The sequence below is a fragment of the Nocardioides aurantiacus genome (genome assembly GCF_003752505.1).
Classification (GTDB): Bacteria; Actinomycetota; Actinomycetes; order Propionibacteriales; family Nocardioidaceae; genus Marmoricola; species Marmoricola aurantiacus.
Window position 1 is genome coordinate 2,204,816 of sequence record NZ_RKHO01000001.1, and the last position, 26,170, is coordinate 2,230,985.

At 70.9% G+C, this 26,170-nt stretch carries 26 protein-coding genes; 11 read left to right on the forward strand and 15 right to left on the reverse strand.

Features of this window, described 5'->3' with window-relative positions; all coding sequences use genetic code 11:
- Nucleotides 1–4: 4 nt before the first annotated feature.
- The 3 genes from EDD33_RS10600 to EDD33_RS10610 are packed head-to-tail and all read right to left on the reverse strand — an operon-like array spanning nt 5 to nt 2,119.
- On the reverse strand, nt 5–1,000 hold the full coding sequence (locus EDD33_RS10600) for an NAD(P)/FAD-dependent oxidoreductase (protein WP_123390719.1): 996 nt from the start codon (nt 998–1,000) through the stop codon (nt 5–7).
- Between the two features lie 37 nt (nt 1,001–1,037).
- Nucleotides 1,038–1,601: a hypothetical protein gene (locus EDD33_RS10605; RefSeq protein WP_123390721.1), complete on the reverse strand. Its 564-nt coding sequence runs from the start codon at nt 1,599–1,601 to the stop codon at nt 1,038–1,040.
- Nucleotides 1,598–2,119: a hypothetical protein gene (locus EDD33_RS10610; protein WP_148077052.1), complete on the reverse strand. Its 522-nt coding sequence runs from the start codon at nt 2,117–2,119 to the stop codon at nt 1,598–1,600. The genes EDD33_RS10605 and EDD33_RS10610 overlap by 4 nt, the downstream gene beginning before the upstream one ends.
- A gap of 168 nt (nt 2,120–2,287) precedes the next feature.
- Between EDD33_RS10610 and EDD33_RS10615 the strand changes: the two genes are divergently transcribed.
- A complete protein-coding gene (locus tag EDD33_RS10615) occupies nt 2,288–2,962 on the forward strand; it encodes a potassium channel family protein (protein ID WP_246003460.1) in 675 nt (224 codons plus the stop codon).
- A gap of 21 nt (nt 2,963–2,983) precedes the next feature.
- Here the strand turns inward: EDD33_RS10615 and EDD33_RS10620 are convergent, their stop codons facing one another.
- Genes EDD33_RS10620 through uvrB form a run of 4 tightly spaced genes read right to left on the reverse strand, consistent with a single transcriptional unit; the run spans nt 2,984 to nt 7,180 of the window.
- The gene (locus EDD33_RS10620; RefSeq protein WP_123390724.1) at nt 2,984–3,427 is read right to left on the reverse strand and encodes a VOC family protein; all 444 of its coding nucleotides are present in this window, start codon (nt 3,425–3,427) and stop codon (nt 2,984–2,986) included.
- 24 nt (nt 3,428–3,451) lie between these two features.
- Nucleotides 3,452–4,729 (reverse strand): MFS transporter, encoded by a 1,278-nt coding sequence (locus EDD33_RS10625; RefSeq protein WP_246003461.1) that lies wholly within the window; start codon nt 4,727–4,729, stop codon nt 3,452–3,454.
- 37 nt (nt 4,730–4,766) lie between these two features.
- The gene (locus tag EDD33_RS10630) at nt 4,767–5,057 is read right to left on the reverse strand and encodes a DivIVA domain-containing protein (RefSeq protein WP_123390726.1); all 291 of its coding nucleotides are present in this window, start codon (nt 5,055–5,057) and stop codon (nt 4,767–4,769) included.
- A complete protein-coding gene (uvrB, locus tag EDD33_RS10635; protein WP_123390728.1) occupies nt 5,054–7,180 on the reverse strand; it encodes an excinuclease ABC subunit UvrB in 2,127 nt (708 codons plus the stop codon). The genes EDD33_RS10630 and uvrB overlap by 4 nt, the downstream gene beginning before the upstream one ends.
- Nucleotides 7,181–7,268: 88 nt before the next feature.
- Between uvrB and EDD33_RS10640 the strand changes: the two genes are divergently transcribed.
- The 3 genes from EDD33_RS10640 to gabT all read left to right on the forward strand — a co-directional run bounded on the left by EDD33_RS10640 (nt 7,269) and on the right by gabT (nt 10,820).
- A complete protein-coding gene (locus EDD33_RS10640; RefSeq protein WP_211332510.1) occupies nt 7,269–8,510 on the forward strand; it encodes a phospholipase D-like domain-containing protein in 1,242 nt (413 codons plus the stop codon).
- The gene (locus EDD33_RS10645; protein WP_211332511.1) at nt 8,507–9,382 is read left to right on the forward strand and encodes an SCO6745 family protein; all 876 of its coding nucleotides are present in this window, start codon (nt 8,507–8,509) and stop codon (nt 9,380–9,382) included. The genes EDD33_RS10640 and EDD33_RS10645 overlap by 4 nt, the downstream gene beginning before the upstream one ends.
- Before the next feature lie 67 nt (nt 9,383–9,449).
- Entirely contained in the window at nt 9,450–10,820 is a 1,371-nt protein-coding gene (gene gabT, locus EDD33_RS10650) for a 4-aminobutyrate--2-oxoglutarate transaminase (RefSeq protein WP_123390730.1), read from the forward strand.
- 214 nt (nt 10,821–11,034) lie between these two features.
- Here the strand turns inward: gabT and EDD33_RS10655 are convergent, their stop codons facing one another.
- Entirely contained in the window at nt 11,035–11,967 is a 933-nt protein-coding gene (locus EDD33_RS10655; protein WP_246003462.1) for a LysR family transcriptional regulator, read from the reverse strand.
- A 112-nt stretch (nt 11,968–12,079) separates the two neighbouring features.
- On the opposite strand from EDD33_RS10655, the gene EDD33_RS19995 reads away from it, so the two are divergent.
- Nucleotides 12,080–12,250 (forward strand): hypothetical protein, encoded by a 171-nt coding sequence (locus EDD33_RS19995; RefSeq protein ID WP_156384375.1) that lies wholly within the window; start codon nt 12,080–12,082, stop codon nt 12,248–12,250.
- A gap of 6 nt (nt 12,251–12,256) precedes the next feature.
- Here EDD33_RS19995 and EDD33_RS10660 read toward each other — a convergent pair whose 3' ends face one another.
- The 4 genes from EDD33_RS10660 to EDD33_RS10675 are packed head-to-tail and all read right to left on the reverse strand — an operon-like array spanning nt 12,257 to nt 17,279.
- Nucleotides 12,257–13,027, reverse strand: a complete 771-nt coding sequence (locus EDD33_RS10660; RefSeq protein ID WP_123390733.1) for an amino acid ABC transporter ATP-binding protein — start codon at nt 13,025–13,027, stop codon at nt 12,257–12,259.
- On the reverse strand, nt 13,024–14,511 hold the full coding sequence (locus EDD33_RS10665) for an ABC transporter substrate-binding protein/permease (protein WP_246003463.1): 1,488 nt from the start codon (nt 14,509–14,511) through the stop codon (nt 13,024–13,026). Before EDD33_RS10665 ends, EDD33_RS10660 begins: the two co-directional genes overlap by 4 nt.
- Before the next feature lie 58 nt (nt 14,512–14,569).
- Nucleotides 14,570–15,841 (reverse strand): saccharopine dehydrogenase family protein, encoded by a 1,272-nt coding sequence (locus tag EDD33_RS10670; protein WP_246003464.1) that lies wholly within the window; start codon nt 15,839–15,841, stop codon nt 14,570–14,572.
- On the reverse strand, nt 15,834–17,279 hold the full coding sequence (locus EDD33_RS10675; protein ID WP_123390737.1) for a gamma-aminobutyraldehyde dehydrogenase: 1,446 nt from the start codon (nt 17,277–17,279) through the stop codon (nt 15,834–15,836). Before EDD33_RS10675 ends, EDD33_RS10670 begins: the two co-directional genes overlap by 8 nt.
- A 132-nt stretch (nt 17,280–17,411) precedes the next feature.
- Between EDD33_RS10675 and EDD33_RS10680 the strand changes: the two genes are divergently transcribed.
- From EDD33_RS10680 to EDD33_RS10690, 3 genes are all read left to right on the forward strand, one after another.
- Nucleotides 17,412–18,803 carry an aspartate aminotransferase family protein gene (locus EDD33_RS10680; protein ID WP_123390739.1) on the forward strand — a complete coding sequence of 464 codons (1,392 nt, stop codon included), beginning with the start codon at nt 17,412–17,414 and terminating at the stop codon, nt 18,801–18,803.
- Nucleotides 18,804–18,912: 109 nt separating this feature from the next.
- Entirely contained in the window at nt 18,913–21,117 is a 2,205-nt protein-coding gene (locus EDD33_RS10685) for a carbon starvation CstA family protein (protein ID WP_123390740.1), read from the forward strand.
- Nucleotides 21,114–21,326 (forward strand): YbdD/YjiX family protein, encoded by a 213-nt coding sequence (locus tag EDD33_RS10690; RefSeq protein ID WP_123390742.1) that lies wholly within the window; start codon nt 21,114–21,116, stop codon nt 21,324–21,326. The genes EDD33_RS10685 and EDD33_RS10690 overlap by 4 nt, the downstream gene beginning before the upstream one ends.
- Nucleotides 21,327–21,344: 18 nt before the next feature.
- Here EDD33_RS10690 and EDD33_RS10695 read toward each other — a convergent pair whose 3' ends face one another.
- On the reverse strand, nt 21,345–21,815 hold the full coding sequence (locus EDD33_RS10695) for a hypothetical protein (protein ID WP_148077053.1): 471 nt from the start codon (nt 21,813–21,815) through the stop codon (nt 21,345–21,347).
- Between the two features lie 69 nt (nt 21,816–21,884).
- On the opposite strand from EDD33_RS10695, the gene EDD33_RS20000 reads away from it, so the two are divergent.
- The 3 genes from EDD33_RS20000 (at nt 21,885) to EDD33_RS10705 (ending at nt 23,767) form a co-directional block, all read left to right on the forward strand.
- On the forward strand, nt 21,885–22,061 hold the full coding sequence (locus tag EDD33_RS20000; RefSeq protein WP_170169784.1) for a hypothetical protein: 177 nt from the start codon (nt 21,885–21,887) through the stop codon (nt 22,059–22,061).
- Between the two features lie 64 nt (nt 22,062–22,125).
- Complete coding sequence (locus EDD33_RS10700; RefSeq protein ID WP_123390745.1) at nt 22,126–22,344, forward strand: hypothetical protein; 219 nt, start codon at nt 22,126–22,128, stop codon at nt 22,342–22,344.
- Between the two features lie 142 nt (nt 22,345–22,486).
- The gene (locus tag EDD33_RS10705; RefSeq protein ID WP_123390747.1) at nt 22,487–23,767 is read left to right on the forward strand and encodes an HNH endonuclease signature motif containing protein; all 1,281 of its coding nucleotides are present in this window, start codon (nt 22,487–22,489) and stop codon (nt 23,765–23,767) included.
- Nucleotides 23,768–24,411: 644 nt separating this feature from the next.
- Here EDD33_RS10705 and EDD33_RS19775 read toward each other — a convergent pair.
- Entirely contained in the window at nt 24,412–24,990 is a 579-nt protein-coding gene (locus tag EDD33_RS19775; RefSeq protein WP_148077054.1) for a hypothetical protein, read from the reverse strand.
- The gene (locus tag EDD33_RS10710; protein ID WP_123390749.1) at nt 24,987–26,162 is read right to left on the reverse strand and encodes an AAA family ATPase; all 1,176 of its coding nucleotides are present in this window, start codon (nt 26,160–26,162) and stop codon (nt 24,987–24,989) included. Before EDD33_RS10710 ends, EDD33_RS19775 begins: the two co-directional genes overlap by 4 nt.
- Nucleotides 26,163–26,170 lie beyond the last annotated feature (8 nt).

Sequence of the window (26,170 nt, forward strand, 5' to 3'; positions counted from 1 at the left end):
AGACCTAGGAGTCCTCGCTGCTGTGCCCGGGGAAGACGTGGGCGTCGGGGTCGATGAGGACGGCGGCGTTGTTGACCGCCGTGGCGACCTCGCCGAAGCCGACCGCGATCAGCCGGACCTTGCCCGGGTAGTCCGTGATGTCACCGGCGGCCAGCACCCGCGGCAGGTTGGTCCGCATCGAGGTGTCGACGGCGACGTGACGACCGGAGAACTCCAGGCCCCACTCCTTCATCGCGCTCAGGTCGGCCACGAAGCCGAGCGAGGCGACCACCGACTGCGCCGGTCGGGTGCTGACCTCGCCGTCCTGGGTGGTGATCTCGACCGCCTCGACGTGGTGCTCCCCCAGCAGCCTGGTCACCTGGGCCCTGGTCACCACCTCCACGCGCGAGGCCAGCACCGCGTCGACGGTGGCCCGGTGGGCGCGGAACTGGTCGCGGCGGTGCACGAGGGTCACCGAGGCCGCGATCGGCTCGAGGTGGTGGGCCCAGTCGAAGGCGCTGTCGCCGCCGCCGACGATGACGACGTCGCGGCCGGCGTACTCGGCGAAGGACGGCACGAAGAACACCAGCCCCCGGTCCTCCCAGCCCTCGCCGGCCGGCAGCGGCCGGGGCGTGAACTTGCCGATGCCGGCGGTCACGACGACGACCTTGGCGGTGATCGTGGTGCCGTCGTCGAGCTCCATGACCGCGCCGGCGTCGTCGGTCTTGAGCACCGTCGCCGTCCGGCCCAGGAGGTACGTCGGTCGCGCGCTCGCCGCCTGCTCCACCAGCTGCTCGACCAGCTCGCGTCCCTTCACCGCCGGGAAGCCGGCGACGTCGAGGATGGTCTTCTCGGGATACATCGCCGAGACCTGGCCGCCGAGCTCGGGCAGCGAGTCGACGACGGTGACGTCGAGCCCGCGGAAGCCGGCGTAGTAGACGCCGAACAACCCGGCCGGGCCCGCGCCCACGATCAGCACGTCGGTGTCGATCTCGCGGCCGCCACCACCGGGGTGCTCCATCGGGCTCCTCCTCGCCGTCGTCGGGGGTCCGGGTCGCCTAGAAGGCGTCCATCCGGGACACGCGCCACTCTCCCCCATCGCGCGTGACGGTGACCAGCACCCGCACCTGGTCGACGCGGCGGGTCGGCGTCAGCGGGCTGCTGGTGACCTGGTCGACGAAGACCAGGGCCACGACGCGGTCCGGCGACGCCGAGGACACCGCGGTCTCCCGGACCCGGGCCTCCAGGCGCACCCGCTCGGCGAGCGTCTCGCTCTTCACCTGCGCCATCTGGGCGTCGTACTGGCTGCGGAAGCTGGGGGCGAGCAGCGTCCGGGTCGCCCTCACCTCGGCGTCGAAGCCGCGGGCGTCGTAGCCGAGCACCTCCTCGGCGAGCCTGGCCACCGCACGGCCCCCCGACTCGCGGGCGGGGACCGAGCTGATGGCGCGCTCGGCGGTCGGCAGGTCCGCGGTGCGACCGGCGCCGTGCTGCCACCACCAGCCCAGCCCGGTCGCCAGGGCCAGCACCGCGCACAGCAGCACCAGGACGACGCTCGTGCCGGGGCCGCGGCCGGGGCCCCGGCCGCGTGGCGCCGCGGGCGCCTGCTCGTCGGGGCGCGTCACCGGACGAACTCCAGCTGCTCGGTGAGCCAGCGGCCGTCGCGCTCGACCATCACCAGGCGCAGCCGGTGCTGGCGCAGCTGCTCGCGTCCCCGCGACTGGTCGTTGGTGACCCGTGCGTCGGCGGCCACCAGCACCTCGGCGGTGCTCGAGGTGACCCGGCCGAGGGCGACCGCGCGCACGACCGCGCGAGCGGTGACGTCCGACGCCGCGGTGCGGGCCACGAGCCGGGCGCGGCCGGCGTCGTACTCGTCCCGGAAGGTGCCGGTCGCGCCGTCCATCACCTGCGCGACCACCTCGGTCATCGCCTCGTGGTCGACGGTGAGGAAGGCCTCGACCTCCGCCGAGGCGGCCTCGGTCACCTCCCACTGCTGCCGCGACAGCTCGCGGGCAGCGCCGTCGCCGGTGCCGCCGGTCGCCGGCCGGGTCCACACCACGACCGCGGTCGCCACCAGGGCGAGGGCGAGGAGGCCCAGTGCGAGGTTGAGCCACCCCCACGGCACACGCCTGTCCTGCGCCACGTCGCCTCCCTCGGTGCCTGGCCGACCGACGCAGTCCCCGCCACGCGGCCGGGCCGACCGGTGAGGCTGCTGGGGCGCATCGTAGCCAGGTCGTACCCCGTGCGCTGCGTCTCAGCGACTCCCCGGTTCCGGCCGGTCGCCGGACGTCCCGCCCCTAGACTGCCGCGGGTGCCCCACGCCCCGACCGCCGACTCGCTGGCGCGACGTGCCTCGCGCCACCCCTCGGCGCTGCTGCTCACCGCCCAGCTGACCGCGGTCGTGGCCTACCCCTTCCTGGACCAGACCCGGGTCGGGGCCGCCGTGCTCGGCGTGATCTCGATGGTGGCGGTGGGCCTGGCCATCGGCGTGGTGCGCAGCACGCCCGCGCTCTCGGTGGTCGCGGTCGCGGTCGGCCTGCCCGCCGTGGTGCTGACCCTCGTGGAAGCGGCGACTCCCGACACCCAGTGGGTGGCGCTGGTCAGTGCGCTCCTGCACGCGCCGTTCTACTTCTACGTCGCCTACAGCACCATCAAGTACCTCTTCCACGACGACCGCGTCACCACCGACGAGCTCTACGCCATCGGGGCCGCCTTCACGGTGGTGGCGTGGGGCTTCGCCTACCTCTACGTCGCCGTCGAGATCGTCTTCCCGGGCTCCATCGAGCCGGTCGCCGCCTCGGGGGCGGGGCGCTTCTTCGACATGCTCTTCTTCTCCTTCACCAACCTGACCAGCGTCGGGCTCTCCGACATCCTGCCCGTCGGCGACCACGCCCGGTCGCTGGTGATCCTCGAGCAGGTGGCCGGGGTGCTGTACGTCGCGATGGTCATCTCGCGCCTGGTCGCGATGACCGTCCGCAACCGCTGACCGCGCTCGGCGGACCCGGGGTCAGTCCAGGCAGAACTCGTTGCCCTCGGGGTCGGCCATCACGATGAACCCCAGCTCCATCCGGCCGTCGGGCTCCACGCGGTGGTCGCGCGTCGCCCCGAGCGCCACCAGCCGCTCGCACTCCGCCTCCAGGGCCGCCATCCGCTCGTCGCCGGCCAGGCCGGGCGCCGAGCGCACGTCGAGGTGGAGCCGGTTCTTGGCCGCCTTCCCCTCCGGGACGCGTTGGAAGAACAGCCGGGGTCCGGACCCGCCCACGGGCCGGGCCGCCGACCGGCTGTTCCACAGCTCCTCGGGCACGCCCCACGACCGCAGCGCGTCCTCCCAGGACCCGAAGCCCGAGGGCGGCGGCTCGACCTCGTAGCCGAGCGCCTCGCACCAGAACGCGGCGAGCGCACCGGGGTCGGCGGCGTCGAAGGTGACCTGGACCTCGCGCAGGGTGCTCATGCGGCCCACCCTCCCCCCGAGGTCTCAGCCGGTCAACGACGCCTCACGGTCCTGGAGCACCCGGGCGCGGGCCCGGCCCCGGTAGCGCCAGACCTGCACCAGGCCGAGCAGCCAGAGCGGGAACTGCGCCGACATCGCCCAGCGGAACGCCTCGGGCGTGTAGGCCGTGCTGGCGCCCGGCGTGCGCCAGTCGAGGACGAGCCCGATCACCACGACCATCACCAGGCTGGCGTAGAAGCCGCCCTGGTTGATGATCCCGGTGGCGCTGGCCAGCCGGTGTGCGGGGTTGGAGGTGCGGCCGACGTCGAAGCCGATCACCGAGGCCGGACCGCCGACACCGGTCACCAGCACGAGCACCACCAGCACGGCGAACGGTGCCGGCCCCGGCCAGGCGAGCACCACGGTCCACACGGCGACGATGGAGGAGACGATCACGAGCACCACCGTCGAGCGGTGCCAGGGGTGGACGCTGACCAGCCAGCCCAGGACCGGGCCGGAGAACATCATGGTCACCACCATCAGGGTGAGCAGGAGGCCGGCGGCGGCCGAGGACTGCTCCTCGCCGCGCACGAAGAACGGGTAGCCCCAGAGCAGGCTCATCGTCGTGGCGCTGAACTGGGTGCAGAAGTGCATCCAGAACCCCAGCCGGGTGCCGGGGTGGCGCCACGACGCCGCCAGGCTGGCCCGGACCGAGGCGAGCGACATCGGGGCGCCACGCAGGTTGCGGCCCGCCGGGGTGTCGTGCAGCACCACGAGCAGCGCCACGGCCAGCACGATCCCGACGCCGCCGGCGACCAGGTAGGCGCGGGTCCAGCCGAGGTTGGCCAGGGCCCACGTCATCGGGACGGCGGCGGCCACGGCGCCGGTCTGGCCGAGCGTGCCGGTCACCTGGGTGACGAACGGGATCCGCCGCAGCGGGAACCAGCTGCTCACCAGGCGCAGCAGGCAGATGAAGGTCATCGCGTCCCCCATGCCGACCCCGGCGCGGGCGACCAGGGCCAGCGGGTAGCTCTCGGCGAACGCGAACACCGTCTGCCCGACGGTCATCAGCACCAGCCCGGACAGCATCACGCTGCGCGAGCCGAAGCGGTCGACCAGCAGGCCGACGGGGATCTGCATGCCGGCGTACACCAGCAGCTGGAGCATGGTGAAGGTCGCCAGCTGGGCGGCGGAGATGCCGAAGCGGTCGGTGGCGACGAGCCCGGCGACGCCGAGCGAGGAACGGTGGAACACCGCCAGCACGTAGACCGCGAGGCCGACGCCCCACACGGTCCAGGGGCTGCGCAGGGCGGTCGTGCTCACCGGTCGGATCGTACGCCGCGCCGGGGGTCGGCCCGGCCTAGGGCAGCGCGAGCACCAGGTCGGCCAGGAAGCGGTCGACCTCGTCGATGGCGTAGCCCTCGCGCAGTCGGACCCGCCGCAGGGTGGCGCCGTCGATCAGCGGCCGGATCCGTCGGCCCGCCGTCGCTGCCTGCTGCACCGCGTCGAGCAGCGCGTCGACCTCCGACATGTCGTAGCCCTGCCGGAGCCGGACGGGCGTGAACCGCGCCGCCTCGATCCGGTCGACGACGGCCCGGCCCCTCGCGTTGCCCGTGTCCTGGTTGCCCGTGTCATGGTCGTCCGTGCTCATCGCGTGGCCTCCATCATCTGGCGCAGCTCCTTCTTGAGGTCCTGGACCTCGTCGCGGATCCGGGCCGCGACCTCGAACTGCAGCTCGGCGGCGGCGTTGTGCATCTGCTCGGTCAGCTGCTGCACCAGCTCGGCGAGGTCGGAGGACGGGATGCCGGCGGTGTCGGGGGCCTTCTCGTGGACCTTGTCCATCCGGGACAGGCCCGGGACCGGGGCCTTGCGCGACTTGTCGCCCCGGGCGCCGGTGCCCTGCCAGGTCGCCAGCAGCTCGGCGGTGTCCTCGTCGTCGCGCGCCAGCATCTCGGTGATGTCGGCGATCTTCTTGCGCAGCGGCTGCGGGTCTACGCCGTGCGCGGTGTTGTAGGCCACCTGCTTGGCACGGCGGCGGTTGGTCTCGTCGATGGCCTTCTCCATCGAGGGCGTCACGCGGTCGGCGTACATCACGACCTGCCCGGAGACGTTGCGCGCGGCGCGGCCGATGGTCTGGATCAGCGACTTGTCGGAGCGCAGGAAGCCCTCCTTGTCGGCGTCGAGGATCGCGACCAGCGACACCTCGGGCAGGTCGAGGCCCTCACGGAGCAGGTTGATGCCGACGAGGACGTCGTACTCCCCCATCCGGAGCTCGCGCAGCAGCTCGATGCGGCGCAGCGTGTCGACCTCGGAGTGGAGGTAGCGGCACCGCACGCCGTTCTCGAGGAGGTAGTCGGTGAGGTCCTCGGACATCTTCTTGGTCAGCGTCGTGACCAGCACCCGCTCGTTGCGGTCGACACGGGCGTTGATCTCCGACATCAGGTCGTCGATCTGGCCCTTGGTCGGCTTGACGACGACCTCGGGGTCGATCAGGCCGGTCGGGCGGATGATCTGCTCGACCACGTTGTCGATGCCGCCGCCCTTGGCGATCTCGTAGTCGCCCGGGGTCGCGGAGAGGTAGATCGTCTGGCCGATGCGGTCCAGGAACTCCTCCCACCGCAGCGGCCGGTTGTCCATCGCGCTCGGCAGCCGGAACCCGTGGTCGACGAGGTTGCGCTTGCGCGACATGTCGCCCTCGTACATGCCGCCGATCTGGGGCACCGCGACGTGGGACTCGTCGACGACGAGCACGAAGTCCTCGGCGAAGTAGTCGAGCAGGCAGTTGGGGGCGCTGCCGCGCGGGCGGCCGTCGATGTGCATCGAGTAGTTCTCGATGCCCGAGCACGACCCGACCTGGCGCATCATCTCGATGTCGTAGGAGGTGCGCATCCGCAGCCGCTGGGCCTCCAGCAGCTTGCCCTGGCGCTCGAACAGCGCGACCTGCTCCTCCAGCTCCTTCTCGATGCTGGCGATGGCGCGCTCCATGCGCTGCGGGCCGGCGACGTAGTGGGTGGCGGGGAAGACGTAGATCTCCTGGTCGTCGGTGATCACCTCGCCGGTGACCGGGTGCAGCGTCATCAGCCGCTCGATCTCGTCGCCGAAGAACTCCACGCGCACGGCGTGCTCCTCGTAGACCGGGAAGATCTCCAGGGTGTCGCCGCGCACCCGGAAGGTGCCGCGGGTGAAGGACAGGTCGTTGCGGGTGTACTGGATCTCGACCAGCCGGCGCAGCACGCCGTCGCGGTCCATCTCCTTGCCGACCTTGAGCCGGAGCATGCGGTCGACGTACTCCTGCGGGGTGCCGAGGCCGTAGATGCAGGACACCGTCGAGACCACGATGACGTCGCGCCGGGTCAGCAGCGAGTTGGTCGCCGAGTGGCGCAGCCGCTCGACCTCCTCGTTGATGGAGGAGTCCTTCTCGATGTAGGTGTCGGTCTGGGGGACGTAGGCCTCGGGCTGGTAGTAGTCGTAGTAGGAGACGAAGTACTCGACCGCGTTGTCGGGGAACAGCTGGCGCAGCTCGTTGGCGAACTGGGCGGCCAGCGTCTTGTTGGGCTGCATCACCAGCACCGGGCGCTGCACCTGCTCGGCCACCCACGCCACCGTGGCCGTCTTGCCGGTGCCGGTGGCACCCAGCAGGACGACGTCCTTCTCCCCGCCGCGGATGCGCTCGGTGATCTCGGCGATGGCCGCGGGCTGGTCGCCGGCGGGCTGGTAGTCGGACTGCACGTCGAACGGCGCCACCCGGCGCTCGAGATCGGTCACGGGACGCATGCCAGGAGCCTACGGCCGCCCACCGACAACCCCGTCGGTCGTCTGGGAGACTGCGCCCGTGCAGCGCCGACACCTCCCCCTCGTGAACATGTCCCACCCCGTGGCCATGCTGGCCCGCCGGTTCGTCATGGTCACGTTCGGGATCCCGGTCCTGGTGGCGGTGGCGATGAGCCTGGTCGACTCCTACCGGCGGCGCGGCAAGAAGCCCAAGCCGTTCCCGACGCGGACGGCCGCGCAGACCCCGGTCGGCGGCGGCACCGTCACGACGTACTCCTTCGGGCAGGACCTCTACGACGACATGCTGCGCGCCATCGAGGGCGCCCGGTCGCAGGTGCTCCTGGAGACCTACATCTTCAAGGGCGACGCCCTCGGCGCGCGGTTCAAGAAGGCGCTCGTCGACGCGGCCGACCGGGGCGTGGAGGTGCGGGTGATCTACGACCAGTTCGCCAACCTCGTGGTGCGGCTGCCGTTCAAGCACTTCCCGCCCCACGTCAAGGTGCTCGCCTTCCCCGTCTACTCGGCCGGCTGGCGGTTCTTCGACCTGCGTCGCTACGGCCGCGACCACCGCAAGATCCTCGTGGTCGACGACGAGGTCGGGTTCGTGGGCGGCTACAACCTCGGGGCGGCGTACGCCACGGAGTGGCGCGACACCCACTGCCGCATCACCGGCCCCGGCGTCGCCGACCTGACGCGTGCCTTCGCCGACTTCTGGAACCTCCACCGGGAGAAGCGGTTCCGCCGCTCGGAGTCGCCGATGCTGATCTCGGCACCCTCGCAGTGGGAGCCCAAGATCCGGGTGCACCGCAACGTGCCGCGGCTGTGGATGTTCCCGATCCGGTCGATGTACCTCGAGGCGATCAACCGCGCGCAGCGCAACGTGTGGCTCACCAGCGCCTACTTCATCCCCGACGAGGACTTCGTCGCCACGCTCGTCCACGCCGCCCGCCGCGGCGTCGACGTGCGCGTCCTGCTCCCCGCCAAGTCCAACCACATCGTGGTGGACTGGATCTCCCGCGGCTACTTCCGCCAGCTGCTCGAGGCCGGCATCAAGATCCACCGCTTCCGCGACGCGATGGTGCACGCCAAGACCGCGACCGTCGACGGCAGCTGGAGCACGATCGGCACCGCCAACGTCGACCGGCTCTCGATGACCGGCAACTACGAGATCAACGTCGAGATCATCGACGACTCCCTGGCGCGGGAGATGGAGCGGATCTTCTCCACCGACCTCACCAACAGCCTGGAGCTGACGTTGCACGAGTGGCAGGCGCGCGACGTCTACGCCCGGTTCACCGAGTTCGTCCTGCGACCGCTGCGGCCACTGCTGTGAGCGCCCCCGCGGGCGCCTCGGCCGACCTGCTGCGCGCCTCGCGCCGCACCTGGGGAGCGCTGGAGACGCTGCACGTCGTCGGCTACTTCGCCGAGGAGCTCCCCGAGGAGTACGTCGCCCTCGGGCTGCACCAGCGGCTCTCCTACTTCGCCGCCCGGGGGGCCGCGCTCGGGCCGGTCGGCCCGCGCGTCACCGAGGCGACCTTCTACGTCTTCGCCCCCTGGCTGCACGACGCCGCGCTGCCGGCGGCGTGGGACCGCACCACGCCCGCCGAGCTGGTCGCGGCCCGCCGGCGCGGCATGGCCCGCGCCCTGGCCCGCACGGTCGGCGACCCCGACATCACCGAGGCGCTCGCGCTGGCCCGGCGACTCACCGACGGGCTCGCGGCGACGCCGGGCAGCGCCGCCGGCCGCCCCCTGTACGCCGCGCACCTCCAGCTCCCCTGGCCCGAGGAGCCGCTGCTCGCCCTGTGGCACGCCGCGACGCTGGTGCGCGAGCACCGCGGCGACGGCCACGTCGCCCTGCTCGTCTCCCGGGGCCTGGACCCGGTCGAGGCGACCGTGCTCGACGGCGCCTGGGCCGGCAAGGAGCGCTTCCTGCGCTCCACCCGCGGCTGGAGCGACGACGAGCTGGCCGCTGCCGAGGACCGGCTGCGCGCGCGGGGCTGGCTCGACGACGCCGCCGCCCTCACCGACCTCGGCCGCGAGCAGCGCGAGGACCTCGAGACCGCCACCGACCGGGCCGCGCTGGCCGGCTGGGAGGCCCTCGGCCTCGACGACACGGTGCGGCTGGGCGAGCTGGTGGCGCCGGTGCGTCGTTCCGTGCTCGACTCGGGGGTACTGCCCGGTCGCCTGGGCTCGCTTGCCGAGTGACCGCTCGGCGACGGACACTGGTGGCCGGACGACCGTCCCATCACTGATTCCGTTGCCGGAGGCCCCCATGACGACCGACTCCGCAGTCGCACCGACCGTTCCCCGCACCGGCGGGCCCGACCTCCCCCAGGAGCGCCGGCTCGTCACGGAGATCCCCGGACCCCGCTCGCGCGAGCTCCACGCCCGCCGGCAGGCGGCCGTCGCCGCGGGCGTCGGCAGCACGCTCCCGGTCTACGTCGCGGCCGCCGGCGGCGGTGTCGTGGTCGACGTCGACGGCAACAGCCTGATCGACCTCGCCAGCGGCATCGCGGTCACCGGCGTCGGCAACAGCGCCCCCGAGGTCGTGACGCGCGTGACCGAGCAGGTCGCGGCGTACACCCACACGTGCTTCATGGTCGCGCCCTACGAGGGCTACGTGGAGGTCTGCGAGAAGCTCGCGGAGCTCACCCCCGGAGACCACGCCAAGAAGGCGGCGCTGTTCAACTCCGGCGCAGAGGCGGTCGAGAACGCCGTCAAGGTGGCGCGCGCCGCGACCGGCCGCGACGCGGTGGTCGTCTTCGACCACGCCTACCACGGCCGCACCAACCTCACCATGGCGATGACGTCGAAGAACATGCCCTACAAGCACGGCTTCGGGCCGTTCGCGGGCGAGGTCTACCGGGCGCCGATGTCCTACCCGTTCCGCGAGGCCTCGCAGGTCACCGGGGCGCAGGCCGCCGCCCGGGCGATCGACGTCATCGAGAAGCAGGTCGGCGCCGACAACCTCGCCTGCGTCGTCATCGAGCCGGTGCTGGGCGAGGGCGGCTTCGTCGTGCCCGCCGAGGGCTTCCTACCCGCCGTCGCCGCGTGGTGCCGCGAGAACGGCGTGGTCTTCGTCGCCGACGAGATCCAGTCGGGCATGTGCCGCACCGGCACCTGGTTCGCGAGCGAGCACGAGGGCGTCGTACCCGACCTGGTCACAGTGGCCAAGGGCGTCGCCGGCGGCTTCCCGCTCGCGGCGGTCGTGGGCCGGGCCGAGCTCATGGACGCCGTCCACGGCGGCGGCCTGGGCGGCACCTACGGCGGCAACCCGGTCGCCTGCGCCGCGGCCCTCGGCGCCATCGCCACCATGGAGCAGCTCGACCTGCGAGCCGCCGCCCGGCACATCGAGGAGCTGATGACCACCCGGCTGCGCGCGCTGGCCGCCGACGTCCCGGCCATCGGCGAGGTGCGCGGGCGCGGCGCGATGCTCGCGATCGAGCTGGTCCGCCCCGGGACGACCGAGCCCGACGCCGCCCTCGCCGGACGTCTCGCCGCCGGCTGCCACCAGCGCGGCGTCCTCACCCTGACCTGCGGCACCTACGGCAACGTGCTGCGGTTCCTCCCGCCCCTGGTGATGCCCGACCACCTGCTCCACGAGGCGCTCGACGTCCTCGAGGAGGTCCTCCGCACCCTCTAGCCCGACCGGGCACTTCTGCTGACCTGGGGTACGCCGACCGGGCACTTCTGCTCACCTGGCGTACGCCGAGCGGGCACGTCTGCGCGACGCGGGTGCACGCAACTGCCCGGTCGGCGTCTCCCGGGTGCGCACAACTGCCCGGTCGGCGTCTCCTGGGTGCGCACAACTGCCCGGTCGGCGGCTCCTGGGTGCGCACGACTGCCCGGTCGGCGGCTCAGCGGGGGCGGGTGGTCCGGATCGGCTCGGCGATGGCCTGGATCCGGGCGGTGGCCAGCTCGATCATCAGCTGCGCCGCCGGGGAGAGGATCGCGTCGCGGCGGTGCACGATCGCGAGGGTGTCGTGCTGGGCGGGGCGCAGCGAGACCCAGCCGGCGTCGGGCGCGAGCCGCGGCAGCAGCTGCTCCGCGGCCCCCCGCGGGATCACCGTGTCGGCCAGGCCCATCCCGACCAGCTCGACGGCGCTCTCGACGTCCTCGACCTCGATCCGGCTCTGCGGGTTGCGGCCGGTCTCGTGGAGCATCTGCCGCAGGATGATCCGCACCGAGTCGACCGCCCGGAAGGTCGTCTCGGGCATCACCAGGGTCGCCTCGGACAGGCGCTTGGCGGTCACGGGCTGGCGCAGCCGCTCGGGGTCGTTGCTGATGTAGACGAGCTCGTCCCTGGCCACCGGCGTGATGGTCAGCCCCTCGCTCTCCAGCTGCGGGACCGCGATCATCGCCGCCTCGAGCCGGCCGCGCCGCAGCTCGTCGGTCACCTCGGTGCTGTTGGTGCCGATCAGCTCCACACGTACGCCGGGGTGGCGGCGCAGCACGTCGGCGACCAGGTCCGCACCGGCGTACAGGCGCGCGATGCCGAACATCCCGAACCGGATCGTGCCGGTCTCCAGCCGCACCTGGCTGGCCACCGAGGACTGCGCGTCCTCGACCGCGGCCAGCACGCGCTCGGCGTGCGGACGCAGGTCGTCGGCCACCGTGGTGGCCACGACGCCGCGCCCCACGCGACGGAACAGCGGGGCGCCCAGCGTCTTCTCCAGGTTGCGGATCTGCTCGGAGACCGAGGGCTGGGCGTAGCCGAGCCGCTCGGCGGCGGCGGTCAGCGACCCCTCCTCGTAGGCGGCGAGGAAGCAGCGGAGCTGGTGCAGCGTCATCACAGGCTGAGCCTATAGGAAGTGAAGGAAAGCGAGGCTACCTCTATCAGTTGAATGTCGTCATACTGGGGGAACGAGCTCGATCCGCCGAGTCCCTGAGAGGGAGGCCCCCATGTTCGACCACTACTGCAGCGCCTGCGAGCAGCGTCAGCTCATCGCCCCCAGCCAGGTGACCTCGATCGACAACACCGACCAAGGCATCTTCGTCAGCTTCCGCTGCTGGTGCGGCGCCGAGGGCCACGTCCTCACCGGTCGCAAGGCCCACGACCTCGTCGCTGCCTGACCGGACCTAGCGCGCCTCGAGCACCCGCCGCAGGAACTGTCGGGTGCGTTCGTGCTGCGGGTCGCTGAGCACGGCGGGTCCGCCCTGCTCGGCGATCACGCCGCCGTCGAGGAAGAGCACCTGGTCGGCGACGTCGCGCGCGAACCGCACCTCGTGGGTGACGATGACGAGCGTCCACCCCTCCCCCGCCAGGTCTCGTACGACGGCCAGCACCTCGCCGACGAGCTCGGGGTCGAGCGCCGAGGTGGGCTCGTCGAGCAGCACCACCTGGGGGTTCAGCGCCAGGGCGCGGGCGATCCCCACGCGCTGCTGCTGACCGCCCGAGAGCTGTGAGGGGTACGCCGAGGCGCGGTCGCCCAGCCCCACCTGCTCGAGCAGCCGGTGGGCGTCGGCCTCCGCCTCGTCGGCGGGGCGCCCCTGCACCCGGACCGGGCCCTCGGTGAGGTTCTGCAGCACGGTCATGTGCGGGAACAGGTGGTGGGACTGGAAGACCATGCCGCTGCGACCCCGCAGCGCTGCCAGCTCGCGCTTCTGCTCGCCCTTGCCGAGGTCGTCGAAGGTCGCGAAGTCGATGCTCGCGTCGGCGATCCGGACCACGCCCGCGTCGGGCTGCTCGAGCACGTTGAGCGAGCGCAGCAGCGTCGACTTGCCCGACCCCGACGGGCCGAGCACGGCGGTGACCGTGCCCTCGTCGGCGGCGAAGGAGACGTCGCGCAGCACCTCGGTGCCGTCGAAGGCCTTGCGCAGGCCCTGGACCTCGATCAGTGGACCGGTCATGCGACGTACCTCCCGAGTCGGCGTTCGAGCGGCTCCTGCGCCAGGGAGACGAGGAAGCAGATGATCCAGTAGTAGAGCGCGGCCAGCAGGTAGAGCGGGAGGTACTCGAAGCTGGTCGAGGCCGCGGACACCGCCGCGCGGAAGAGGTCGGGGACGAGCACGACCGCGGCGAGCGAGGTGTCCTTGACCAACGACAGCAGCGTGTTGCCCAGCGGCGGCACCGCGATCCGGGCCGCCTGCGGGAGCACGACCCGGCGCATCGTCAGCCGGCGGTCCATGCCGATGGAGCTCGCGGCCTCGAACTGGCCGCGCGGCACCGAGAGGATCGCGCCCCGGATGATCTCGGCGGCGTAGCCCGCGACGTTGAGGGTGAAGGCCACCGTGGCCGCCACGAACGGGTCGAGCTTGAGCCCGATCTGGCCGAGGCCGAAGAAGACGATGAACAGCTGCACCAGTAGCGGCGTGCCCCGGATGACCGAGACGAAGACCCGGGCCGGGACGCTGGCCAGCGGCGAGGACGAGAGCCGGCCGAGGGCCACCACGAGCGCGAGGGCCAGGCCCAGCACGAAGCTGATCGCCGTCAGCGGGATGGTGCCCTTGACCGCGCCCCAGAGCATCGGCCCGGCCGCGCCGCGCACGACCTCCCACCGGCTCTGCCGGCGGTCGCCCTGCAGGTCGACCTCGGTCGAGGCCTCCGAGGAGACGTCGGTGCCGAAGTACTTCTCGGAGAGCCGCTCCAGGGTGCCGTCCTCCCGCAGCGTCTCCAGCGCCCGGTCGGCCTCGCGCTGCAGCTGGGCGCCGTCCTTGCGGAAGGTGAGGGCCTGCTCGCCGACGTCCTCGCCGGCGTACCCCGCGATCTTGACCTCGTCCGAGCCGCTGGTCTCGAGGTAGTCGAGCACCGCGATGTTGTCGTTGACGATCGCGTCGACGCGGCCCTGCGCGAGCAGGGTGGCGGCCTGGGAGAACTGCTCGACGTTCTCGACCTTCGCGCCCGCGTCCTTGGCGACCTGCGACCAGTTGCTGGTCTCGGACTGTGCGGTGGTCCTGCCCTCCAGGTCGGCCAGCGTGGTGATGCTGTCGTCGTCCGCGGCGGTGACGATGACGCCGCGGGAGTAGGTGTAGGGCTCGGAGAAGCGGTAACGCGCCTCGCGCTCGGGGTTGATGGTGATCTGGTTGGCGACGACGTCGATGCGGCCGCTGTCGAGGGAGCCGAAGATCGCGTCGAACGGCGAGGTCGCGAACTCCAGCCGCCAGCCGGCCTCCTGGGCCACCGCCTTGACGACGTCGACGTCGTAGCCGGTGAGGTCGCCGGTGTCCGGGTCCTCGAAGGTGAACGGCGGGTAGGTGCCCTCGGTGCCGACACGCACCACCCGGCCCTCGCCGGACCCGTCGGCGGCCGACGCGGGGCCGGAGCCGACCAGCACCGCCAGGGGGGCCAGCACCGCCATCGCGACCAGCAGCAGGACGAACCGGAGTTTGTGCACCCGGCAACCGTACTTTGCCCCACCGACCGGGAGCCCCGGCGTCCGTCGGCGACGCCGCTCAGACCGCCTGCGCCGGGGCGTCGGTCTCCTCGAGCTCGTCGTCGCGCTGGCCCCACGGGGCGCCGTACTCGGTGAGCAGGTCGAGGAACGGCACCGCGTCGAAGGCCTCGGGACCGAGCACCCCGGTGCCCTGCCAGGTGCCGCGGCTGAGCAGCTCGAGCGCCACCACGGGGTTGACCGCGGTCTGCCAGACCACGCACTGGTGGCCGTACTCCTGCATCGACCAGGCGTTGTCCACGACCTGGTAGAGGTACGTCGACCGCGGCCGGCCGTCGAGACCGGTGCCGGTCACGTGCAGCCCGGCGCAGGTCTTGCCGGTCATCCGGGGCCCGATCGTGGCCGGGTCGGGCAGCACCGCGGCCACGACGTCGCGCGGGGAGACCGTGACGCCCTTGACCCGGACCGGCTCGGTGCGGTCCAGCCCGAGGGTGTGCAGCGCGCGCAGGATCGAGATGAACTCCTCGCCGAGGCCGTACTTGAACGTCACCCGCTGGGCCTCGACCCAGCGCGGCATCAGCAGCACCTCCTCGTGCTCGACGTTGACGCACTCGACGGGACCGATGCCCTCGGGGAAGTCGAAGACCTCCGGCTCGCTGAACGGCGGCGTGGTGAACCAGCCGCGGTCGCGCTCCCACACCACCGGCGGGTTGAGGCACTCCTCGATCGTGGTCCACATCGAGAACGACGGCGCGAAGACCTCCCGACCCTCGTCGTCGGTCACCACCAGGTTGGCGCCGTCGCGGGTGCCGAGCTCGTCGATCTCGCGGAACAGGTGGTCCGCGGCGTAGCGCGCGAACACGTCGGAGAGACCGGGCTCGACCCCGATCCCGACCAGGGCCAGCCGGCCGTCGCGCTCCCACTGGTCGGCCACGGCGAACTGCTCGTCGCCGAGCTTGATCCCGGTCTGCTCGTGGGGGTGCTGCGGATGGGGGCGCGACAGGCTCATCGCCATGTCGAGGTAGTCGGCGCCGGCGGCGGCCGCCCCCTCGAAGACCGGCATGGTGAAGACCGGGTCGACGGCGTTCATCACGTGGGTGATCGCGTGCCGGCGTACGAGCTCGGCGACCTCGGCGGGGTCCGAGGCGTCCACCCGGTCGGCCACGAAGCGCGCGTCCCCCAGCGCGGCCACCGCCTTCTCGGCCCGCTCGGCGGCGTGGTCGCTGACCACGCACAGCTCGAAGAAGTCGCGCCGGGCCGCGATCGCGGTGAACGCCGACCCCACTCCCCCCGCTCCGACGAGCAGGATCCGCATCGGCGCGCGCTCACTCACCGGTGTAGCTCATGACGTGCTTGATCCGGGTGTAGTCCTCGAAGCCGTACATCGAGAGGTCCTTGCCGTAGCCGGAGTGCTTGAAGCCGCCGTGCGGCATCTCGCTGACGAACGGGATGTGGGTGTTGATCCAGACCGCCCCGAAGTCGAGGCGGCGCGAGACGCGCAGCGCGCGGGCGTGGTCGCGGGTCCAGACCGAGGAGGCCAGGCCGTACTTCACGTCGTTGGCCCACCGCAGCGCCTCGGCCTCGTCGGAGAACCGCTGCACGGTCATCACGGGCCCGAAGATCTCGCTCTGCACCTGCTCGTCGGTCTGTTGCAGCCCCGAGAGCACGGTCGGGTCGTAGAAGTAGCCGCGGTCGCCGTGGCGGGTGCCGCCGGTGACGACGCGGGCGTGGTCGGGCAGCCGGTCGACCATGCCGGTGACGTGGGCCAGCTGGTTCTCGTTGTTGAGCGGGCCGTAGTAGGTGCCCTCGGCGTCGGGCTGACCGGTCGGCATCCCCTGCGCGGCCTCGGCCAGCGCGGCCACGAACTCGTCGTGGATGCCGGCCTGCACCAGCACGCGGGTGGCGGCGGTGCAGTCCTGGCCGGCGTTGAAGAGTCCGGCGCCGGCGATGCCCTCGGCGGCCGCGGTGACGTCGGCGTCGTCGAAGACCACGACCGGGGCCTTGCCGCCGAGCTCGAGGTGCACCCGCTTGAGGTCGCGCGAGGCGGACTCCGCGACCTGCATGCCGGCTCGCACGGAGCCGGTGATGGCGACCATCTGCGGGGTCGGGTGCTCCACCAGCGCGCGGCCGGTGTCGCGGTCGCCGCAGACCACGTTGAGGACGCCGGGCGGCAGGATCCCGGCCGCGATCTCGGCGAGCAGCGTGGAGGAGGCCGGGGTGGTGTCCGAGGGCTTGAGCACGACGGTGTTGCCGGCGGCCAGCGCGGGGGCGACCTTCCAGATCATCATCAGCAGCGGGTAGTTCCACGGGGTGACCTGGCCGACGACGCCGATCGGCTCGCGGCGCACCCAGGAGGTGTGGTCGGGGAGGTACTCGCCGGCGGAGATGCCGTTGAGCGTCCGCGCGGCCCCGGCGAAGAACTTGAAGTGGTCCGAGGCGTAGGGCATCTCCTCCTCCATCGTGACCTGGAGCGGCTTGCCGGTGTCCTTGCACTCGACGGCGTTGATCTCCTCGATCCGGTCCTCGATGGCGCGGGCGAGGTCGAGCAGCCGGTGGGAGCGCTCCTGCGGGGTGGCGTACCCCCAGCCCTCGAAGGCCGCGTCCGCCGCGGCGTACGCCCGGTCGAGGTCCTCCGCACCCGACCTCGGTGCGGTCGCGTAGGTCTCGCCCGTGGTCGGGTCGACGACGTCGTAGGTCTCGCCGGACGCGGCGTCGACGAGCTCGCCGTTCACGACGTTGCGGAATCGGGTGCCGGGGTGGGTGTCAGCCATGGAGGCAGAGTAGTGACGGGACAACGGATTCGGTAGGTCTGGAGGCATCTTGGGCATGGATCCGGTCGAAAATACAGGCGTTCACCGTGATTTCGATTGCCAGCACCGGCGTACGGGAGGCAGACTGGAGCGATGGACCAGCCCCTGACCGACGCGGCGCGCCAGCAGGCTGCCAAGGACCACCTGTGGATGCACTTCACGCGCCACTCGACCTACGACACCCACGAGGTGCCGACGATCGTCCGCGGTGACGGCGCCTACGTCTGGGACGCCCACGGCAAGAAGTACCTCGACGGCCTCGCCGGCCTCTTCGTCGTGCAGGCCGGCCACGGCCGCACCGAGCTCGCGGAGGCCGCGGCCAAGCAGGCGGCCGAGCTGGCCTTCTTCCCGCTCTGGTCCTACGCCCACCCCAGCGCCATCGACCTGGCGGCGCGCGTGGCGGCGTACGCCCCGGGCGACCTCAACCGCGTCTTCTTCACCACCGGCGGCGGCGAAGCCGTGGAGTCGGCGTGGAAGCTGGCCAAGCAGTACTTCAAGCTGACCGGCAAGCCCACCAAGCACAAGGTGATCAGCCGGGCCATCGCCTACCACGGCACCCCGCAGGGCGCGCTGTCGATCACCGGCCTGCCGGGCATGAAGGCGCCCTTCGAGCCGCTGGTGCCCTCGACCTTCCGGGTGCCCAACACCAACCTCTACCGCGCCGAGGAGACCTCCTACCTCGGCGACCCGCACGACGCCGAGCGGTTCGGCCGCTGGTGCGCCGACCGGATCGCCGAGGCGATCGAGTTCGAGGGCCCCGACACCGTGGCCGCGGTGTTCCTGGAGCCGGTGCAGAACTCCGGCGGCTGCTTCCCGCCCCCGCCCGGCTACTTCCAGCGGGTGCGCGAGATCTGCGACGAGTACGACGTGCTGCTGGTCAGCGACGAGGTGATCTGCGCCTTCGGCCGCCTCGGCCACATGTTCGCGGCCGAGCGCTACGGCTACCAGCCCGACATCATCACCTGCGCCAAGGGCCTCACCTCGGGCTACTCCCCGCTCGGCGCGATGATCGCCACCGACCGGCTGTTCGAGCCGTTCGGCAAGGGCGACACCTCCTTCGCCCACGGCTACACCTTCGGGGGCCACCCCGTCTCGACCGCGGTCGCGATGGCCAACCTCGACATCTTCGAGCGCGAGCAGCTCAACGAGCACGTCCTCGCCACCGAGGGCGACCTGCGCGCGACGCTGGAGAAGCTGAACGACCTGCCGATCGTGGGCGACGTCCGCGGCGACGGGTTCTTCTACGGCATCGAGCTGGTCAAGGACAAGGCGACCAAGGAGACCTTCACCGACGCCGAGTCCGAGCGCCTGCTCCGCGGGTTCCTCTCCGGAGCGCTGTTCGAGGCCGGGCTCTACTGCCGCGCCGACGACCGCGGCGACCCGGTCGTGCAGCTCGCTCCCCCGCTGGTCTGCGACCAGTCGCACTTCGACGAGATCGAGTCGACGCTGCGCTCGGTGCTGACCGAGGCCTGGAGCCGGCTCTAGGTCTCGGTCGCCCAACGATCCGGCCGCCCCGGCCGGCGTACGACGTGACGACGGTCACCCGGCGTTACCCTGGCCCCGCTCACAGCGGTCCGCCACCGGGAGGCACCCCATGTCCACGTCCACCACCACGCGTCGCGCCGACGGGCCACCGCCCGAGCGCAGCCGCCGACCCTCGCCCAAGTCGATCGCGATCTGGACGGTCGTCGCCCTCGTCGGCGCCACCTGCTGGGCGGTCCTGGCCCTGAGCCGGGGCGAGGAGGTGTCGGCGCTCTGGATCCTGTTCGCGGCCCTGTCGTCGTACGCCATCGCCTACCGCTTCTACTCGCGGTTCATCGCCCGCCGGGTGCTGCGGCTCGACGACACCCGCGCCACGCCGGCCGAGCGGCTCGAGAACGGCACCGACTTCGAGGTGACCGACCGTCGGGTGCTCTACGGCCACCACTTCGCGGCCATCGCCGGCGCCGGTCCGCTCGTCGGCCCGGTCCTCGCGGCGCAGATGGGCTACCTGCCCGGCACGGTGTGGATCATCGTCGGCGTCATCTTCGCCGGCTGCGTCCAGGACATGGTCACGATGTTCTTCTCGATGCGTCGCGACGCCAAGAGCCTGGGTCAGATGATCCGCGAGGAGATCGGCCTGGTCGGCGGCGTCGCCGCCCTGATCGCGGTCTTCGCGATCATGATCATCCTGCTGGCGGTGCTCGCCCTGGTCGTGGTCAACGCGATGGCCGAGTCGCCCTGGGCGGTCACCTCGATCGGCCTCACCATCCCGATCGCGCTGTTCATGGGCTTCTACCTGCGCTTCATCCGCCCCGGCCGCGTCATGGAGGTCACCGCCGTCGGCGTCGTGCTGCTCCTGGCCGCGATCATCCTGGGCGGCGTCGTCGACGGCTCCGCGCTGGGCGAGACCCTGACGCTGTCCAAGGAGACCCTGACGATCCTGCTGGTGGCCTACGGCTTCGTCGCCTCGATCCTGCCCGTGTGGATGCTGCTCACCCCGCGTGACTACCTCTCGACCTTCATGAAGGTCGGCGTCATCGTGCTGCTCGCCGTGGGCATGATCCTGGCCCGCCCGGTGCTGCAGACCGACGCCGTGACGTCGTTCGCGATCGAGGGCAACGGCCCGGTCTTCGCCGGCTCGCTGTTCCCGTTCCTGTTCATCACCATCGCCTGCGGCGCGCTGTCGGGCTTCCACGCGCTGATCTCCTCGGGCACCACGCCCAAGATGCTGGCCAAGGAGAGCCACGTCCGGATGGTCGGCTACGGCGGCATGCTGATGGAGTCGTTCGTCGCCATCTCCGCGCTGATCGCGGCCTGCGTCATCGACCAGGGCCTCTACTTCGCGATGAACTCCCCCGCCGGCGTCACCGGCGGCACCGTCGAGGGCGCAGCCGAGTTCGTCGGCACCCTCGGCTACTCGATCACCCCCGACCAGCTCACCGCCTTCTCGGCGAGCGTCGAGGAGGAGCTGGTCTCGCGCACCGGTGGCGCCCCGACCCTGGCCTTCGGCATCTCGCAGATCTTCAGCAGCGCCTTCGGCGGCGGCCTGGCAGCGTTCTGGTACCACTTCGCGATCATGTTCGAGGCGCTGTTCATCCTCACCGCCGTCGACGCCGGCACCCGCGTGGGCCGCTTCATGCTGCAGGACACCATCGGCAACGTGTGGCCCAAGTTCGGTGACACCTCGTGGCGTCCCGCCGCCTGGATCGCCTCGGCCATCACGGTCGGCGCCTGGGGCTACATGCTCTACGTCGGCGTCACCGACCCGCTCGGCGGCATCAACCAGCTGTTCCCGCTGTTCGGCATCGCCAACCAGCTGCTCGCGGCGATCGCGCTGATCCTGTGCGTGACGCTGTTCTGCAAGCACGGCTGGTGGAAGTACGTCTGGGTTCCGGCCGTCCCGCTGGCCTGGGACCTCGTGGTCACGATGACCGCGAGCTACCAGAAGGTGTTCTCCGACAACCCCGCCATCGGCTACTTCGCCCAGGCCGACCGCTACCGCACCGCCCGCGAGGCGGGCGAGGTCCTGGCCCCGGCCACCGACGTCGCGCAGATGAACACCGTCATCACCAACTCCACGGTCAACGGCGTCCTGCAGGCGAGCTTCGCCCTGCTGGTGCTGGTGATCCTGGCCAACGCGGTCGTCATCTGGGTCAAGGCGGCCCGGGCCGGCACGCTGCCGACCACCGAGGTGCCGCACACGCCCTCCGAGGTCGTCGCGCCCGCCGACTTCTTCGCCACGGCGGAGGAGAAGAAGGCCGTCGCCGACTGGGAGGCCTCCCGCGGCGAGCCGGTCGGCGGAGGCCACCACCGGTGACCGCACCCCTCGCACCGTCCGGTCAGGGTCCGCTCCGGCGGGCCCTGGCCGGGGTGCGGTGGTACGCCCGCGAGCTCAGCGGCGAGGCCAAGTGGGACCAGTACGTCGCCCGCTGCGCCCGCGAGGGCACCGAGCCGATGAGCCGCCGGGCCTTCGAGCGTCACCGCGACGACCACCGCGAGAACGGCACGCAGCAGCGCTGCTGCTGAGGGGCGACGAGGGGCCCCTCAGCCTGGGTCGACGCCGCGGTAGGCGACGTCCTTCGGCCGCGACCCCGGACGGTCGCTCCCGTAGCACAGGCGCACCACGCCCTCGAGGTCCTCGGCGGACCCGCCCGCCTCCACGACCGGCCAGTAGCGGCAGTCCCCGTCGGCCGCGTCCCGCGTCGAGTCCTCCTCGCCGAGCGCCTCAGCCGCCCGGGCGTCGTAGCGGCGGACGATGGGGGCGAGGTCGTCGTTGCCGACGCCGTAGCGCTGGTCTGCCTCCCGGCGGGTGGGGGCCTCGCCCCCGACCCACCGGTCCGCTCGGGCCGGGCTGACCCAGACCGTCTCGCGGTCCTCGTCCTGGTTGGTGCTGATCACCTGGACCACCTCGTCCCCGATGTCCAGGTCGTCGTCAGGGGCGACCAGCCCGAAGACGAGGCTCCCGGCGCCGAGCGCCACGAACAGGGCGAGGGTGGACACGGCGAGTCGGCGCACCTCGGGATGCTCCCACGGAAGAGCGGTCAGGGGGCAGACTCGCGCCATGATCCGGGACGTCGTCGTCGGGTGGTCCGTGAAGGTGTCTCCCCGGAGCAGGTGGAGGCGACGCTCGGCGCGCTGCGCTCCTTCGAGATCGACGGTCGTCGGGTCGGCGTCGTGGCGGGGCAGGACCTCGGGCTGCTCGAGCGGTTCGCCCCGATCCCCACCTCGATCCAGCGGATCCAGTTCGAGCTGCCGGGTTGAGCCCGTACGCCGTAAGCCCTGCACGATGCGGTGTGACAGGCGTCCGACCCGCATACTGGAGGGGATGTCTCCTTCGCCCGCACGTCGCCGCCACCTGCCCAACAGCCCCTTCGCCGCTCCCGTGGAGCCGGTGATCGAGGTCTTCGAGCTCGACGACCGGGTCACCCACGACACCTACGGCCTGGGTCGCATCGTGAGCGTCGAGGCGGAGGCCGTCACGGTCGACTTCGCGGGGCGTCGGCTGCGGATCACCAGCCCGTACCCCAAGCTGACGGGTCTGTAGGCCCGACTCCGGCTCAGCCCTGAGGGCTGACCACTGCCCCGGTTCGCCGGTGTTGTCCCGGCCCCCTCCTGTGGACGAAACCGCAGGTCAGGGCGGTTCCTGACCTCCGCGGGTTGTCGGTGGTCGGTGCTTGGATGGATCCATGAGCACCTCCGGCGGCGAGACGACGACGGCCCACCCGGTCGCCGACTTCGTCGACCGGTTGCGCTCGCGGCTCGACGACCTCGACCGGCCCACCGCCCGGCCGGTGTGGGCAATGACCCCGGTCGAGCAGCGCAACGTCCTCACCGAGCTCGCCGTCGCCCAGGCCCAGCTCGACTCGCTGCGGCTGGCCGTCCTGGCCGAGGCCGACCGCTCCGGCGTCACCGCGGACACCGGCGCCCGCTCGGCCGCCGACTGGGTCGCGACCGAGACCCGGCAGACCCGCGCCGGGGCACGCTCCGAGCTGCGGCTCGCCCGCGCGCTGGAGGAGCACGGCCCGCTGCGCGACGCCTACGGCCACGGCTGGGTCACCACCGAGCAGGCCCGCGTCATCGTCGCGGCGGTGGACCTGCTGCCCACCACCGGCGACCTCGCCGTGACCGTCGAGGACCGCATCGACGCCGAGGTGTGGTTGATCATGCAGGCCCAGGAGCACGACGCCACGATGCTGCGGGTGCTCGGGCGGCGGCTGTTCGAGGTCGTCGCGCCCGACCGGGCCGAGGAGATCGAGGGCCGGCTGCTCGAGGCCGAGGAGCAGGCTGCGGCCCGGCGTACGACGTTGACGATGCGCGAGGACGACCAGGGCACCTGCCACGGCCGGTTCCGCATCCCCGCCCGTCACGGCCAGATGCTCGCCAAGATGATCCACACCCTCGCCTCGCCGGTCCGGCCCGACCCACCCGCAGCCGACGTCGACGACGCCCCGCTGTCGGTCCGCCACGGCGTGGCGTTCACCGAGCTGATCGAGCGCATCCCCGCCGACTCCCTGCCCACCGCCGGCGGGGTCGGCGCCACCGTCGTGGTGACGATGACGCTGGACCAGCTGCTGGGTCGCCTCGAGGACGCCGGCGTCGCCACCCTGGACACCGGTGGCCGCATCACCGCCGCCGAGGCCCGCCGCCTGGCCTGTGGCGCGGGCATCGTCCCGGCGGTGCTGGGCGGCACCTCGGTCCCGCTCGACCTCGGCCGCGAGCGCCGCTACGCCAGCAAGCACCAGCGCATCGCCGCCCAGCTGCGCGACGGCCACTGCACCGCCCAGGGCTGCGACGCCCCACCTGCGCTGTGCCACCTCCACCACGACGTCCCCTGGTCCGAGGGCGGCGCCACCGACCAGCACAACCTCCGCCTCCTCTGCGGCCACCACCACCGTCGCGTCCACGACCCGGCATTCCGTCACGAACGGATGCCCGACGGGTCGGTCAGGTTCCACCGGCGGGAGTGAGAGGCGCAGGGCAGTGCACGGCACTTAGGTGCGCTGCGGACAGTAGGACGGCACGAACGGGGCCCCCCGGGCAGAGCGAGAGGGACCAGCCCGCATCGGGACGGGTCCGTTCAGCAAAGCCCACGCACCCAGCGAGGAGGACACGTGTGGGATCGATGGTGCGCGACATCAGGAACACCGTGGAACGGACGCCGACCTGGAACGTCGCGCCGCCCGGGGTATCGGTGTGCCGCGTCGGTAGGTGATCGAACGCCTAGACCCAATACACCGGACGGGGCCCTAGCCGTCTTCCCCAGCAGTTCAGAGGGAAATTCATCTCGTGTATCTACTGGTAAGGCGCCTCTGGCCCGTGCGGAACTTCGTGTCTTGCCAAGTAGGACGGCCCACCAGGCCCAGGAGTGCCAGCCGAGTCAAAGACTCGACCCCGCAGGTCGGTGAGCAAGGGATGCCACCCAAACCCGACGAACCACAAGCCTGTCTTGTCGCTGGACCGGCATCGTCGCGCCGGGTGGGGCCCCATCGCACCCCACCCGTGCTCCTACGTCGTACGCGCGGGCCCCTGCGACCCGAGAAGCGGCCCCCCTCCCCGGCGCGACAACACCTCGCCCGACAGGCCCCTCACCCGAGTACGTTGCCATTTCAAGTCAAGACTGCGGCAGGAGCGACAGCAACTCATCGAACCGATCCAGCACCCGAGCAAGGCTGGCACTGCGCTCCCTTGCAAGCGCGAGGTCGATACGACTTGCCAACCGCGGCTGCCATGTTGGCTTTACGTACTTTTGCGGCTTGAGGGCACCCTTGATAGCGCCCTGCCCATTGACACCCTCAGAATACGTTAGGTCTAGTTGCAACGATTCAGCTGACGCATAGATCCACGACTCAAAATCGACGTCAGCGAGAGCGATTCTCACAGGCTTGCCGATCACCTCGGCCGCTCGGCTGAGCAAATTGGGGCCCAATTCGGCAACGCAATCACCCTCACCATCGAGAACCACCAGCACGCCGACGCAACCTGGCCGCAGCCCGGCCGTGACAACGTATCCTTCTAACCCACCTTCAGCGATCGCCTTCTCGCGTCCGTGAGCCGGAACAGGCTTCCCAAGGATGTCTCGGAAATCTGCGGCGCTAGCCAGATGCATACGCAGCAACACCGGCAGTGCGCCACGATCACCCGCCCCTTCCACGACCAGCCCAATGTGCGGGTCAGTAGGTTTCGCGGTCACGAGGTTTCCGCGACATCGAGCGAGTCGGTTCGAAGCAACTCCCCCTGCGTTATCAGCCCACTGCGGACCGTTGTCACTGAGTGATCCGCAACATGCCCGACATGGGACTCGCCGTTCTCACTCCAAACCACCCGTAGCGATTCAATGGGTACTGCGTCGACAATATCGGCGCTATGGGTTGTGATTACAATTTGTGATCCCTCACTCTCCTGGGTGAAGATATCGATCATGGTACGTAGAGCGCCGAGATGAATTGCTACCTCCGGCTCCTCGATCACAAAGAGGGCGGGATGTCGCGGCTGCTTAAGCGCAAGCAAGATGCTGAATGCACGCAGAGTCCCGTCTGACATCTGCTTGGCCGAGAACAGGCGGTCCTTGCCCTGACTGGTCTGAGCGAAGCGGAAGGTTTGTTTATCCGCCAGACGCTGAACGTCAATTTTGGCGATCCCAGGAACGATTGCTGCCAGCTCGTCGACCAGGTCGGAACGAACCGCTGGCGTCAGCAGTTCAAACACGCTGGTCGCGTTCGAACCATCAGGCTCGAACTCAGCGGTTGACGAAGGATCTTGCAGATCGCCGACTACGGCTGGGTTTATCTCAACCGTTTGCATACGCTGCAGCGTTTCGTACACGATGTAGCCCGCGTACCCGCCTGACGCTAGTGCGCTTTGACCAGGCGGGACAGGAAACTCTCTCACATTGGATGGACCATCGAGCAAGAATTCAGGCTCGGTGAACAAGACACGTTTGCCGTCGCTCTCGAAAGAGTACTTGCCGCCATCCACGCCGTAGAGTTCCGCCGATTCTTTCTTCACCCTATATGAACGAGGACTGACGGCTCCAAGGCGAATTTCGTAGAAAGATACTTCCGACTTGTCGGTTAAGCGGAATTCAACGCGGAGCGACGGATCGTTAGGTCGCCCCTGGCTACGGTGACGCAGTTGATCGAACCCGCCTCGACGCACTAGCGCGATGGGAAGACCATGAATCGGGATCTCCCGCAGCAGTTTGATCGCCGACACAAGGTTGGACTTTCCGCTTGCGTTCGGCCCAACCAGCGCGACCAACTCGCCAAACTCAAATCGGGCGTGCTTGTACGACAAGAAGTTCGTGATTTCTAGCGCTACGAAAGTCAGACGTGGCTCGCGATGCTCGATGGGTGCGTTACTCACGAAGGCAG